The organism is Hymenobacter sp. FMD4, assembly GCF_058932745.1.
In genome coordinates this window covers 1-13,899 of sequence record NZ_JBZYWH010000010.1, presented here as the reverse complement: position 1 = coordinate 13,899, position 13,899 = coordinate 1, and the positions used below count along the sequence as shown (strand labels likewise).

General features: G+C 63.6%; 12 protein-coding genes. 10 read left to right on the top strand and 2 right to left on the bottom strand.

The window, feature by feature from the left end; genetic code table 11:
• The first annotated feature begins 542 nt into the window (after positions 1-542).
• The 7 genes from AC5FXY_RS11240 (at position 543) to AC5FXY_RS11210 (ending at position 7,636) form a co-directional block, all read left to right on the top strand.
• Positions 543-1,085 carry a hypothetical protein gene (locus AC5FXY_RS11240; RefSeq protein ID WP_493556768.1) on the top strand — a complete coding sequence of 181 codons (543 nt, stop codon included), beginning with the start codon at positions 543-545 and terminating at the stop codon, positions 1,083-1,085.
• A gap of 474 nt (positions 1,086-1,559) precedes the next feature.
• Positions 1,560-2,372, top strand: a complete 813-nt coding sequence (locus AC5FXY_RS11235) for an amidohydrolase family protein (RefSeq protein WP_493556767.1) — start codon at positions 1,560-1,562, stop codon at positions 2,370-2,372.
• A 56-nt stretch (positions 2,373-2,428) separates the two neighbouring features.
• Positions 2,429-3,922, top strand: a complete 1,494-nt coding sequence (locus AC5FXY_RS11230; RefSeq protein WP_493556766.1) for a BON domain-containing protein — start codon at positions 2,429-2,431, stop codon at positions 3,920-3,922.
• Between the two features lie 55 nt (positions 3,923-3,977).
• Complete coding sequence (locus AC5FXY_RS11225; protein ID WP_493556765.1) at positions 3,978-4,847, top strand: universal stress protein; 870 nt, start codon at positions 3,978-3,980, stop codon at positions 4,845-4,847.
• Between the two features lie 127 nt (positions 4,848-4,974).
• Complete coding sequence (locus AC5FXY_RS11220) at positions 4,975-5,733, top strand: MlaE family ABC transporter permease (RefSeq protein ID WP_493556764.1); 759 nt, start codon at positions 4,975-4,977, stop codon at positions 5,731-5,733.
• A gap of 12 nt (positions 5,734-5,745) precedes the next feature.
• Positions 5,746-6,537, top strand: coding sequence for an ABC transporter ATP-binding protein (locus AC5FXY_RS11215; protein ID WP_493556763.1), 792 nt, complete (start codon positions 5,746-5,748; stop codon positions 6,535-6,537).
• 73 nt (positions 6,538-6,610) lie between these two features.
• Complete coding sequence (locus AC5FXY_RS11210; protein ID WP_493556762.1) at positions 6,611-7,636, top strand: MlaD family protein; 1,026 nt, start codon at positions 6,611-6,613, stop codon at positions 7,634-7,636.
• A gap of 486 nt (positions 7,637-8,122) precedes the next feature.
• On the opposite strand, the gene AC5FXY_RS11205 is transcribed toward AC5FXY_RS11210, so the two are convergent.
• Positions 8,123-8,461, bottom strand: coding sequence for a thioredoxin domain-containing protein (locus tag AC5FXY_RS11205; protein WP_493556761.1), 339 nt, complete (start codon positions 8,459-8,461; stop codon positions 8,123-8,125).
• Between the two features lie 169 nt (positions 8,462-8,630).
• On the opposite strand from AC5FXY_RS11205, the gene AC5FXY_RS11200 reads away from it, so the two are divergent.
• The gene (locus tag AC5FXY_RS11200) at positions 8,631-10,232 is read left to right on the top strand and encodes a sensor histidine kinase (protein ID WP_493556760.1); all 1,602 of its coding nucleotides are present in this window, start codon (positions 8,631-8,633) and stop codon (positions 10,230-10,232) included.
• Between the two features lie 9 nt (positions 10,233-10,241).
• Positions 10,242-11,294 (top strand): response regulator, encoded by a 1,053-nt coding sequence (locus AC5FXY_RS11195; RefSeq protein WP_493556759.1) that lies wholly within the window; start codon positions 10,242-10,244, stop codon positions 11,292-11,294.
• Positions 11,295-11,722: 428 nt separating this feature from the next.
• Here the strand turns inward: AC5FXY_RS11195 and AC5FXY_RS11190 are convergent, their stop codons facing one another.
• Positions 11,723-12,547: a universal stress protein gene (locus AC5FXY_RS11190; protein WP_493556758.1), complete on the bottom strand. Its 825-nt coding sequence runs from the start codon at positions 12,545-12,547 to the stop codon at positions 11,723-11,725.
• Positions 12,548-12,746: 199 nt separating this feature from the next.
• Here AC5FXY_RS11190 and AC5FXY_RS11185 point away from each other — a divergent pair, with 199 nt between their 5' ends.
• Positions 12,747-13,799 (top strand): 2-hydroxyacid dehydrogenase, encoded by a 1,053-nt coding sequence (locus tag AC5FXY_RS11185; protein WP_493556757.1) that lies wholly within the window; start codon positions 12,747-12,749, stop codon positions 13,797-13,799.
• The last annotated feature ends 100 nt before the right edge of the window (positions 13,800-13,899 follow it).

Sequence of the window (13,899 nt, the reverse complement as noted above, 5' to 3'; positions counted from 1 at the left end):
CTCTTGGCGCCTGGCGAAGAGCGTTGCCATGCCTGCTTGCGCTGTTGCTGTAAAAAGGATGGCCGCTAATAAATGTACACTAAGTCAAAGCTCAAAGCTCCCGGTGGAAAGGCGCCGTCCTTAGCGGCAGCCATAATCAAGACCAAGGCAGGCGGGTTGTACATCCAAGAACCTATAAGCCGTACTTCAACCAGCGGGTTGATGCGCATCATGGATTGCCTTGCCGCGCGTCATGGTATCTCCGTTAGCGCGGCTGCACCTTTGCCTTGGTTGCTGCCTGCATTAGCGTCAAACCAGTTGGTTGTGTTTTTTTGTCCTACCTAAAGGGCAAAGGAAATGCGGTTGGTTTTGCTGCGGTGCAGGGATGCGAGTGCCTTTTTCTTCGGCCTGAATCGGGTAGTGTACGCTTCACTCTTTCCCCCCATCCACCGGATGGGCTCCTGAGCGCTCTGGCTGCCTTAAGCGGGCATGGGTGTAGAGTCGTATCACCAGCCCGCTTCCAGGCTTCCAGTACTTACTCCTCGTTTTTGCTTTTCCGTTGTATGACCATTCCCAAGCAAGTCCTGACCCATCAACTCGTCGCGGCAGTAGCCCCTCACCTGAGTTCGGACCCTGCGGCGCAGGCGCCCAAAGCCGTCGTGAAGACCGCCGTGCTGCTGGCCAAGCAGGTGCTCCGGCATCAAAACAAACTGGCCAAAGCTGCTAGCCAGGCCACCGCCGATACCAAGGCGCTACGCAGTGCCTTGGCCGAGGAACTCACCGCAGCCTTGCAGCCCCATTTTGCCCCCGGCGCTCCTTCTAAAGGGGTAACGGATGCGGTAAAGCGATTGGCGGGCTTGTTGCTCAAGCAACGACGTAAACTGGTTAAGCAGGCTGCTAAAGCAGCGGAAAAAGGCTCCACGAAGCACTTCGCAACGGAGCTTACCTCCTTTCAGGTGCCCCAATCCGCCCGGCGCCGATCGACGCCGGCTACCCCACCCGCCCCAGCCCGCCGCGCCGCATCGGTTAAGCAAGGAGTGCCCAATCCTACGCCGGCGCTTACTGTTGCGGACCAGGACCAGCCGGCAGCCTCAGCCGCGGCGTAACCCGGTAGCAAGCCCCCTCGGCTGACTTTTTCTGGCCTGTCGGCTTAGTCCGGCGGGCGGGCTTGCACACGCTTGCGGTCCGGCTCACCCCAACCCCTTGCCAGCTTGTTTGCACGCTTTCCCAGCCCACCCCAGCGGCCTCTTCAACCCATTGCTTCCCAAGTAATGAGTTGAAGGGGCCGTTTGTCAACGGAGCAGCAGCAGTTGCCGCTCCGGTTAGGCACCGGCATGAACCGCGGCGCAACGCCCGCTGCCCGGCGGGCTAAATGGTGGAAGCCAGTAAAGGATCAAGCCACGAGCATGACCGCGGTCATGTGAGCGGGATGGGCGCCGGCGTAACCTTGTAAGTGCCCAGCAGTGGCATTCAACGCATTGCAAGCCAGTGCCTTCTAGAATCACTTTATCCGCTGGCGCATCCTCGCCTGGATAAAATCGGCAGCCTCTGCGGGTGCTGGACGCTCCTTTCCCTTCGTTATGAAACAGATCCTGCTGCTTGTGCTTTCCGTCGGGCTTGCCTTGGTTACTCCCGGGGCATCCGGCCAACAACTGCCCGTCGCCCCCTCCGCCAGCTTGCTCGTCATCACCCACGTCAACGTGGTAGACGTGGTCGAGGGAGAGGTGCTGTACAACCGCATGGTTGTCGTGCGCGACGGCTGTATTGAATCCATTGGCACGAGTGCCCCGGGCGGGCGGGCCGTGCTGCGCCTCGACGGGCGCGGCAAATACCTCGTGCCCGGCCTCTGGGATACTCGCGTGCAGGCGCCGGCCACGGTCGAGCTGGAGCAGGAACTGTTCGCTCAGCTGGTTGCGCGCGGCGTCACCAGCATCCTCTACTTCAGTGCCCCGGTTAATCGGGTGGCTATGCTGGCGACCATTCACGTTCTGGAAGCCGGCGAGCAGGTGGGGCCGCGCGTCGTGTGGGTAAGCGCCGAGTCAGGCCCGGCCGTGCCCTATCCGTTCCGCACGGGCCGGGTGATGGATGAGCTGACGCACAAGACCACTACCGGTAAGACCCCGGTTCAGGTGCTGCGGGCCGCCACGGTAGGGGCTGCGGCCGCGGCCGGCTACCGCTACTCCCTGGGGCAGATAGCCCCCAACTTCCTGGCGGACATGCTGCTGCTCGACGCCAACCCGCTGGACAACATTGGCAACCTGCAGCACGTGCGGGCAGTGGTGCTGCGCGGGCGCGTGTTTGACCGGGCTGCCCTGAATGCGCTCAGCGCCCGTGGGCCCGCCGCCGCCGTGCTGGTCAAAGCTTTGCCTTCCCCCGCGCAAATGATGCGCTAACAGCCCATCCCGGGGTACTCATCCGGCTTTTGAGAAACCTTTTTTTCCTGCTGCCCATGGCAACCGCTCCCCTGCTGACGTCGCCTGCTCCCGCGGCACGCGTGGCCGATACCGATATTACGGCGGCTATCGAAACGCTCTTTTCTACCCGGAAAGGGTTGACAAGGCATCACATTACCGTTTCCACCCAGGGCGGCACCGTGGAGCTGACCGGCTTTGCCGATAGTCTGCTGGCCCGGCAGCGGGCTGAGGAAGCCGTCATGACCGTGTGCGGCGTGGCCGACCTGCGCAACAAGCTGGAACTACGCCCCGCCGAGGTAGCTGACACGGAGCTGCAAAGCGCCGCGACGCGGGCCCTGGCCGATGATTCGGCCACCAACGAATACGCCGTGCAGTGCGTGGCCAGCGCTGGAATGGTGGCGGTAAGCGGCACGGTGCAGTCCGCAACGGAAAAACAACTGGTGCTCCGGGTGCTGGCCGGGGTGCGCGGGGTCAAGGCAATCACGGCCGACGACCTCTTTATCAGTGGCGGAGCTATCGTCAACTCCGACGAGCGGATGACCACCCAGCTCCGGGCATTGCTCGACTGGGATGTACGCCTCGACGGGGCCTTGGTAGAAGTCCGCACCAACGAGCAGGTTATTCACCTTTCGGGAACGGTGGGTACCGCCGCCGAAAAGGACCGCATCGTAGCCATGGCGCACCAGACCGGGGCTGGCCGCGTAGATGCCCGCGACCTGTTTGTGGCCTACTGGGTGCTGGGCCGCGAGCTACGCCGCACCACCTACGCGCCCAAAACGGACGGCAGCATTGCCCAGGCTGTGCGCGACAGGCTGCTGCTAAACCCGCGGGTGCGCTCCACCGAAACCCTGGTTCAGGTGCTGCACGGCGTGGTAACGCTGGCGGGCACGGTGAGCAACCTCCGCGCCAAACAGGAAGCCGAGCAGGATGCCCGCCACGTGGCCGGCGTCGGGCACGTGCACAACCTGATGAAAGTGCGCACCGAGCTCATGGTGTCCGACGAAGTCATTTTGCAGACCATGACGGCTGCTTTGGCCCGCGACCCGTACGTTGGACACCTCGTGTTTGATATTCGGGTCTACCGCGGCCGCGTGTTGCTCATCGGGCGGGTGACCTCCAGCGAAGAAAGCGACCAAGCCCACGACGTGGCAGCCGGCATCAGCGGCGTACTGGCCGTCGATAATCAGGTGGAAGTTTCCCCGGATTGGCACGGCAGCGCCCCGTACCGAGCCTGGGGGCCGCAAGCGCATGCCTTGGAAGACTCCACGCCGGACCACGCCCTGGCCGTCCGCATCAAGGCGCGATTGGGCTGGTCGGCCAGCCTGCGCGACCAGAAAATCGGGGTGGCGGTAGACCACGGATCGGTCACGCTTACCGGCACCGTAGCTACCTGGGCGGACCTGCACCTGGCCGCTCTGCATGCCCGGGAGGCCGGTGCCCGCGCCATCACCAACGGGCTGCAGGTGCTTACCCCCCCGCCTACGTCCGTCATCGGGCTGCCCCCAGCCCTCAGTATCCTCTCGCTCTAGCAGCTGCAGGCCGGGTTGGCCCTGCAAATCCCCAGTGCTTCTTTCCTCGCCCATAATGGAACCTGCCTTTATTGTACTGGTAAACCCCTCGGAAGCGGCGCCGCGTACCGTGGACTATGCCTCCGCACTGGGGACCGCCCTGCACGTGCGCTTGACCTTGCTGCACGTGAACCCCGAGCCCCGGGAGCTGGTTTCGGAGCAGGTGCGGGCGACAGCCGGCCTGGTGGACCGCGAATCTGCCGAAACGACGGCCGGCGGGCAGCATCTGGCCCGGCTGGTAGCCGAGCCTGCGGACGCGCCCGAGGTGTCAACCCTGCCCTTGCCCGAAGCAATAGCGCTGGCCGTGCAGCAAGTTCAGCCCCTGCTGCTCGTGCTGGGTTTGAGCGCCGAGCACAACCTGCTGGACCAACTGCTGCACAACCGCCTGCTGCCCGTACTGCGGAGTACGCATCAGCCACTGCTGCTGGTGCCGGAGGGCGCCAGGGCCTTCGGACTGCCGCGGCGGGTGCTGCTGGCCATCGACGCGGAGCCTTATAAGCTCGCTGCCGCTGCCCGGGCCCTGACCCCGCTGCTGGCTTCCTGGCAAGCCGTTTATACCATGGTTCACATCCGGCCGCCCCACGCGCCCGCTCCCTACCGGAACCGGCGGGAGCCACCCGACGCCCGCGTGGGCGGCCTGTTGCCACCCGACGCGCCGCTGAGGCGGTACCGGGAATCGGCGCCGTCGTCGTCGGAGGGCATACTCCAGGCGCTAGCGGACACCCAGGCCGATTTGCTTATTCTGCTGGCCCGGCCCCGCAGCTTCCTGGGAAGCCTGTTTCACCGGAGCGTCACGGCCGAAGTACTGCGGCGTTGCCCGGTGCCGGTGCTGCTGGTGCCCGTAGCGGCCCCGGATCAGCCCGACTGGATGCCTGCCATGAGCTAACATAGTTTATCGGTTGAGCGCTGCCGCCGCACGGGGAGAAATCCGCCCCGCCCTACCGTTATCGGCGGGTCGAACAAGGCGGCAGCCCCAGGCGGCCGCCAAACGAGTTTCCTTTTTTCGTAAGATCGTGCTACACAGTCCGCTTCTAGCCGAAACCGGCGCCATTGCCCAGTTCACCGGACGGTTTTTCCGCGAGGGCTTCCGACCCCGCTACGAGGTCCGGGAGTTTCTCTACCAGTGTTACGTGGTGGGCTACCAGTCGCTGCCCATGGTGGGTATCACGGGCTTTATCATGGGGCTGGTGCTCACGCTGCAAAGCCGGCCCACCATGGCGCAGTTTGGGGCCGAGTCGTGGATTCCGACGATGGTGGGGCTGACCATCATCCGGGAGATGGGACCCATTATCACCGCCCTGATTTTCGCGGGCAAAATCGGTTCCCGCATCGGGGCCGAGCTGGGGTCGATGCGCGTGACCGAACAAATCGACGCCATGGAAGTGTCGGGCACGAATCCCTTCAAGTACCTCGTCGTCACGCGGGTGCTGGCCACCACGCTCATGCTGCCCGTGCTGACGCTGCTGGCCGATGCCATCGGCTTGTACGCCTCCTACGTGGGCATCAACACCCGGGGCGTAACGACGCTGGCGCTGTTCACCAACAACATCCTGAGCGGGCTGACCTTCGCCGACGTGCTGCCGGCCTTTTTCAAAACGTTCTTCTTTGGCTTTGCCGTCGGCCTTATTGGGTGCTACAAAGGGTATTACGCCGATAAGGGCACCGCCGGCGTGGGCCAGGCGGCCAACTCGGCCGTGGTGCTCTCCTCGCTGATCATCTTTATTCTGGACTTGCTGGCGGTGCAGATTACCGGCCTGCTGGGCTTCAACTAACCTCCCTTCGCGATGCTGCCCACTACTTCTGTTTCCGCCGCTACCGCCGCTGCCACCGCCCTTTCAGCGGTGGACAGCGACGTGGTGCTCACGCTGGAAGCCGTCAGCAAATCCTTTGGCGACCACGACGTGCTGCGGGAATTCACCCTGAACCTGAACCGCAACGAAAACGTGGTGGTGCTGGGCAAGTCCGGCTCGGGCAAATCCGTCCTGGTCAAGTGCATCATCGGGCTGCTGCGCCCCGACTCCGGCCGGATTACGGTGCTGGGCCAGGACATTGCAACCCTCAATCACGCCACGCTGGATGAGCTGCGGGCCCACCTGGGGTTCTTGTTTCAGAGCAACGCCCTGTACGACTCGATGACGGTGCGCGAAAACCTGCTGTTTCCGCTGCGCCGGCAGTGGCTGGCCCACCGCCGCGGCGAGGAGCAGGAGCTGGTCCGCCAGGCCCTGGAAGACGTGGGCCTGGCGGACACCATTGACAAGATGCCGGTGGAGCTGTCGGGCGGGCAGCGCAAGCGCATTGCCCTGGCCCGCACGCTTATTCTGCGGCCCGATATTATTCTGTACGACGAGCCCACCACGGGCCTGGATCCGGTGACGGCCCGCGAAATCAGTGGTCTGATCCGCACCGTGCAGCAGAAATACAACACCGCGGCCTTTATCATCTCCCACGACATGGACTGCGTGCGGCTTGTGGCGGACCGGGTGGCCCTGCTCGCGGACGGGTGCTGCTACGCCCAGGGCACCTACGAGCAGCTGGCACAAAACCCGGATCCGCGCATCCACGAGTTTTTCGTCTGAGCGCGGCCGCTGGTACGCCCACCCAGCGGCGGCTTTTCTTTCCTACTCAACCACCCTTCTTTTCCTGTCTGTCATGCCTGCCAATACAACCAGCAACCATGTGCGCCTCGGCTTATTTGTCCTGGGGGGGCTGGGCTGCCTGCTCGCCGTGCTGTTCCTGCTGGGCCGCCAGCAGAACCTGTTCAGCCGTAGCGTGCCGGTGTCCGCCGATTTTCGCAACGTTGCGGGCCTGCTGGCCGGCAACAACGTGCGCCTGGGCGGTATCACCGTGGGCACGGTCAAGCGCATTCAGATTATCAACGACAGCACCGTGCGCGTGGCCATGGCCCTGAACGAGGAAGTACGCCCCTTTGTGCGCCAAAACGCGGTGGCCAGCATCGGCACCGACGGCCTGGTGGGCAATACCATCGTTAACCTCACGGCGGGCCCGGGCACCGCCCGCGCCGTGCAAGCCGGCGACGTGCTCAAAACCACTGCCCCCGCCAGTTTTGACGCCATGCTCGGTACCCTGGACGTGTCCAACAGAAATCTGGTTGGCATTACCCAGGGGCTGCGCGAGGTTACCGATAAGCTGAACCAGAGCGAAGCCCTCTGGAAGCTGCTCAGCAACGAGCAGCTCAGCACCGACGTGACGCAGAGCGCCCACAACGCCGCAGCCGCTTCGGCGCAGTTGCGCGGGGCGGCCCGGGATGTGCAGCTGCTCACCGCCGGCGTGCGCCAGGGCCGCGGCCCATTGGGCTACCTGCTGACTGACCCCGCCTTTGCCCAGCAGCTGGGGCACGCCTCCCGGCAGCTGGCGGGCACCTCGGATACGCTGGCGGCCACCCTGAACGGGCTGCAGCGCCAGGTGCAACGCGGGGCCGGCCCCGTGCAGACGCTGCTCACGGATACCACCGCGGCCCGCCAGCTCCGCCAGACCATGGGCAACGTGGCGCAGAGCACGCAAAAGCTCAACCAGAGCATGACCGCCCTGCAGCACAACATTCTGGTGCGCGGCTACTTTCGCCGCCAGGCCAAGCAGCTGGCGCGCGACAGCGCCCGGGCACAACGCGAACCGGCCGCCGCGGCGCAACAAGCATCGGTGAGCTCTACACCATAAGGGTGGTGCCTCCTCAAGCACCCGTCCGTAAGCTTTTAAGCTGCCGCGGGCTCCCGTTTATTTCGTGATGCTTGATGAAAGTTATGTACGTCTTCACTTGCTGCGTAAAGGCAGTGTTGTCATCCTCACCCAGAATCTTGTCCGAACCATTGCTGTAAACCCGGGGCGGCAGGGAAAAATCCGGCCCGCGAGCGGCTTTGGCGTGACGCTTCGAGTAATGCTGTGGAATAGGGAGGTGGTTCTGAATACCCCGGCGTCGGTCAGGCGCATCACGACCCGATAACGGGTCGCGTGATGCGCTGCTCGCCAAAAAAAGCGGGCCAAGACCCGCTTTCAATCCGAATGCACTTTCATGATTCTCATTCCACGGACAGCTGCTTGGCCTAACACAAAGGACGATAGTTGAAAGTAAGTCTGGGTGCCGCCCCGGCAACGCCCCAGTGCGCTGCCAGGGCGGCACCCAGTGGCGTGAATAACCTTGGGGTCTTACGGGGCCGGTAACAGCTTGCTTAGCAGCAGTTGCGCCATCTGCTCGCCCTCGGGCAGGCCCTGCTGCCGCCACAGCTCCACGCCGTCGCGCACGAGCACAAAGGCGGGCAGGTCCCGGTCGTCGAAGCTGTGAACTACCGCGGGGTGCGTAGCCTGGTCGATGCGTAACACCCGAATGGCAGGGGACACCTGCTGCTGCAGGGTATGTAGCAAGGCTAGGGTTTGCGTTCGGACCGCTGAACCTGGCTGCTCTTCCTCCGCACCCATCGCCGGCAGCAGCACCAGCAGCATGGCGACGTGAGCGGGGCACGCGGAGGAGAGAGCATTTGGGAGCATGGGATTGAAAATAAGGCCGGTAACGGGGAGGTGTAAAAATATCGTTACTGCCATTCCCCGCGTATGATGGGCATCAATGCGCTGGAGTGATGCTTATCAAGTCCGGCTGCCTTACCCCCGCTGGTTCCCACTCAAGGGTGCTAGGCCGGCGGCCTTTCCTTTTCCACCCATGCTGCCAGCTTCGTATTCCCCTGTCCTGGCCAACCTGCTCTTTGCGCATTCTGCCGAGCTGGTGGGGGTGTACGACCCGGCCGCCGGCTGGTTCACGCACGTAAACCCGGCCGGGGTGCAGTTGCTGGCTTACCCATCCGAAGCGGCCTTTCTGGCCGATCCCAACCATTCCCTGCGCACCCCACCGTGGACGGCCGCGCAGTGGCAGCAGCTTTGCGAGCGGGCCCGGCGCGAAGGGCACCAGGAAGTAGAAGCCGAAATTCGGCGGTACACGGGCGAGCCGTTGCAAGGCTACCTGCGCATGACTTATTTCGAGGCGGGGGCTCAGCCCCTGTTTCTGGTGTACCTATCGGCGCGCAACCGCCTGCAGCAGTCGGAGCGGCAGCTGGCCCACAGCGTGCGGCGCTTTGAGGCCGTGTTTGCCAACGCTACCCTGGCCATCATTGTGTGCGACCGGCTGGGGCGGATGGTATCGGTGAATGCCCAGGCTGAGCTGCTCTTTGGCTACGGCCCGGACGAGCTGCTCGGGCAGCCGATCGAAGTGCTGGTGCCGGGCGCTGCGGGTCGCTACGAGCAACTGCGCGAGGCGTTTAAAGAGCACCCGCAGTTGCGCACCGTGGGCCACAACGGGGTCCTGCAGGGCCAACGTCACAACGGCTCGGTGTTTCCCCTGGAAGCAAGCCTGAGCAACTTCTACCTCGACGAGGAGCTGTACGTAGTGGCTTACATCCAGGACCTGTCAGCCAAGCAGGCCGCGGAACAGGAGCTGCGAACCGAGCAGCAGCACGTGAGCCGGCTTAACGCTGAGCTGGAGCAAAAGGTAGTGGACCGTACCAATGCCCTGCTCATTACGCTGGATCAGCTTGAACGGCGAGGAGACGAGCTGGCTCTGGCCCTAGCCGCGGAACAGGAGCTGGGCGAGCTTAAGTCGCGCTTCGTGTCCATGGCTTCGCACGAATTCCGCACCCCGCTTACGGCCGTGCTTTCCTCCGCTGACCTGATCGAAGATTATCCCGAAGGCCACCAGCAAGCGCAACGCCGCAAGCACGTGCAGCGCATCCGCGCCGCGGTGCAGCATCTAAACGACATCCTGGAGGAGTTTCTCTCCGTGGGCAGCCTTGAGGAAGGCAACACCAAGGCCCACCCGGCCAACTTCGACCTGTCGGCCCTGCTCCAGGAAACGGTGGCGGATCTGCAAAGCCAGCTGAAGGCGGGACAAACCATCGAGTGGCAGGCAGACTGTCCGGTGCCGATTCGGCTGGACGCCTCGCTGCTGCGCAAAATCATTGTCAATCTGCTTTCCAACGCCCTGAAGTACTCCGCTGAAAATACGGTGGTGTGGGTGCGCGCCCAGTGCCAGCCCCGGCAATTGACGCTTACCGTGCAAGACCAGGGCGTGGGCATCTCCGCTCAAGACCAGGAACATTTATTCAAGCAGTTTTTTCGGGCCCGCACCGTCACCTCCATCCCCGGCACCGGGCTGGGACTTTACATCGTTGCCCGCTACCTGGAGTTGATGGGCGGCACCATCCACCTGCACAGCGTCCTGGACCAGGGAACGACCGTCACCATTACGGTACCCCTGACTTCCCCCGACTAACCCCGCGCCATGCAAACGATTCTGCTCATTGAAGACGATCAGGCCATCCGGGAAAACACGGCTGAGCTGCTGCAGATGGCCGGCTACGCCGTGCACAGCGCCCCCAACGGCGACGCCGGCGTGAAGCTGGCCCTGCAAAGCCGGCCGGACCTGGTGGTGTGCGACATCATGATGCCCGTGCTCGACGGCTATGGCGTGCTGCAGATCTTTAACCAAAACCCACAGCTGGCCGGCGTGCCCTTTATTTTCCTGACCGCCAAAACCGAGCGTGCCGACCAGCGCCGCGGCATGGAGCTGGGTGCGGATGATTATCTGACCAAGCCCTTCGTCAAGGCCGAGCTGCTGAGCGCCATCAGCGGCCGGCTCAGCCGTTTCCAGCACCTCAAGCCCGACTACGAGCCGACCGCAGACGGTCTTCACGCGTTTTTGCAGGACGCCCGCGCCGCCGGTAATCTGGCCAGCCTTTCGGTGGATCGCAAGGTTCATTTGGTGCGCAAAAAACAGGACGTGTACCAAGAAGGCGACGAGCCCACGCGGCTGTACTTCGTGCATTCGGGCCGGGTAAAGGCCGTTAAAACCACCGAAACGGGCAAAGAGCTGCTGGTGGGCTTGTATGGCCCCGGCGAGTTTTTTGGCTACCTGCCGCTGTTGGAAAACACTCCCCACAGCGAATCGGCCGTGGTCGTAGACGACGCCGAGCTGCTTTATATTCCCCGGGAGGACTTTACGCAGCTACTGCTGCGCGATGCCGTCGTGGCCCAGCAGTTTGCACGGCTGCTGGCCGGCCGCATCAGCGAGCAAGCCACCCGGCTGTTATCAATGGCCTACAGCTCTATTCGCCGGCGCGTCGCCGATGCCCTGCTCCGCCTGCACGAGCAAGCGGCGGCAACTTCGGACGCAGGCATTCAGCTGACGCGTGAGGACATGGCCGCCATGGTTGGCACCACGCCCGAATCCATGAGCCGCGCCCTGAGCGAGTTCAAGCAGGATGGGCTGATCGAGTTAAGCCCCAACACAATCCGGGTGCTGAAGCCCGAGACGCTGCGCCGGGCCCGCTGGTAACTTCCGGGAAGGTAAGCCTCGTTTCACCCGGCCCGGTATTGGTTGCTGCTCGACAGTTGAGCCGATGCCGCCGCCAGGCGGCTACTTTTCGGGCCGGATGCACGGTCCATGGCGTTCAGCAAAGCCAAGCTTAACAGAATGAAATATCCCGCGCTGCAAAGCCTACTCAGGGCTGCTGCGCGTTGGCTGTTAGCTGATTAGCCTTTTCCACGTTTCGAGTGCTTTAGGCTCGTTGAGACGCACCACGCGCGAAATCCTTTGCCCTAAGAAGTAAGCCGGTCGGAGCGGGCTTCGAAGGCCGATCGTCAGGCCCATCCCTGCCTTCCCGAATAGCTGCTGCTCGTCACGGCAAGCCGGCGAGCTGATCAATCCCCGGTGCTAAGATGGAGTCAAGGTGCGGCTTCTCCGGCCGGAGCGGGCTACGCGGCTTACTCTGTCGCCGGTAGCACCAGCACGGGCACGGCGCTGTGCATCAGCACCCAGGCCGTGACGCTGCGGTGAAAAAAGCGGCTGAGAAAGCTACGCGGCCGGGCGATAAGCACCAGTAAATCGACTTCGCTGGACTGAGCCGCCTGTACAATGGCAGGCCCCGTTTCGGTAGCCACCACGGTGCGGGTGTGCACCGGCTGGGGCAGGTCGGTGGTGAGGCCGGTACGCAGCACCGAGTTCAAGGCCTGGGCGGTGCAGGCTGCGGCGCGTGGCTGCTGGGTGACGTGCAGCACGGTTAGCTCGGCGTCCAGGCAGTTGAGCAAGTGCCGAATGGGCCCCGCGTGGCGGTCCAGCGAAAAGTTTTCCCCGTCGACGGCCAGCCATACGCGCCGTGGAGGGTGGGTGGCGTGTCCCGTGCGGGGCACGGCCAGCAGCGGGTAAGGCACCGTGCGCAGGATGTCAAGGGCAGTAGCCTCTACCAGCTCATCGGGCGTGTTGCCCACCTCGGAGCGGCCCAGCACTACAAGCGAAGGTTGGTGCTGGCTGATGGCTTCGGCCACGGCGAAAGCTACCTGTCCGTGTCCTACTTCAACCACGACCGGTACCGGCAGGTTGCCGGCCAGCCGGTTGAGCGCTACGGCTACGGTTTTCTCGTTCAGGTTCGACAGTTGGCTGGTAAACAGCGCGGGGTCCAGCAGCGAGTCGCGGCGCACGTGCAGCAAGACCAACCGGGCGCCGAGGGGCTGCGCCAGGTTGGTGGCGTAGTCAAGGGCTCCGTAGGAGGCTTGCAGGAAGTCAGTGAGAACCAGTAGGGAGGAAACCATGGCATCGATGAAATCGGGAGTGAACCGCCCTGCCAAGTTCCGGCGACCTGGTTCGGACTGCCATGCGCAAGGTCTGCCGGATGCATGACCTGCGTCATGCCGCGGCCAGCCCGCTAAGGCGACCTTTACTCGGGTTGCAGCTCCCCGGTCAGGCTCCGTTTGCTGGCTTGCGCTGCCGTTTCTTTTTACCGCCCTTCCGATGAAAATTACCGTTTTCAGCGCCCACGCCTTTGAGCGTACTTACTTGCTAGCGGCCGCACAGGATAAGCACGAACTGATCTTTGTTGACGAAGCGCTGAGCCTGGTCACGGCCGAACAGGCCCAGGGCAGCAGCGCCGTGGCTATCTTCGTGAACGACGATGCCTCAGCCCCCGTGCTGTCGCAGTTGGCAGCCCTGGGCGTAGGCTACGTGGTAGTGCGCGGCGCCGGTTACGACCAGGTAGACCTACCCGCCGCCCGCCGCCTGGGCATGCGCGTGGCCAACGTGCCAAAGTACTCGCCCTTTGCCATTGCCGAGCACGCCCTGGCGTTGATGCTGGCCCTGAACCGGCAGTTGCGGCGGGCGGACGCGCAGGTGCACCGCTCTGACTTTTGTCTTGATGAGCTGGTAGGCTTTGATTTGCACGGCAAAACCGTGGGCATCATCGGCTGCGGGACCATCGGCGCCACCGTGGCCGGCCTGCTGCACGGCTTTGGCTGCCGCCTGCTCGGAACTGACGTGGTTGAAGACGAAACCCTGACCGAGCGCTTCGGCCTGGAGTTCGTGCCGCTGGATGAGCTTTGCACCCGCTGCGACGTCATCACAGTCCATGCGCCGCTCACGCCAGCAACCCGCTACCTGCTCGGCGCCGCGCAACTGGCTCGTATGAAACGGGGCGTGATGCTTATCAACACCAGCCGCGGCGCGCTGCTGGATACCCGGGCGGCCCTGGCAGCCCTGGAGTCAGGCCAGCTGGGCTATCTGGGCCTGGATGTATATGAGTACGAGAAGGGGCTGTTTTTCCAAGACCACTCCCAACAGCCCCAGCATGACCCGCTGCTCACCCGGTTGCTTGCCCGGCCCAACGTGCTGATAACCGGCCACCAGGGCTTCTTAACGCGCGATGCCCTGGGCAACATTGCCACCGCGGTTATTGGCGCGCTAAACGAGTGGCAGTCGGGCGTGCCCGCTGCCAATGAGCTGTTGCCTGCCGCGGCTTTTCCGGTCCGCGACCCGTCCCCGGCCATACTCTCCAGCCTCAGCTTGGGTTGATGTAACGCCGCCCAGGCCATTTGCTTTGCGCTTCTTTCAGCAGCGGCTTTACCATCCTCCCCGTCGCTGTATCCTCAGTGTTAAGGCCTTTACCGGCAAC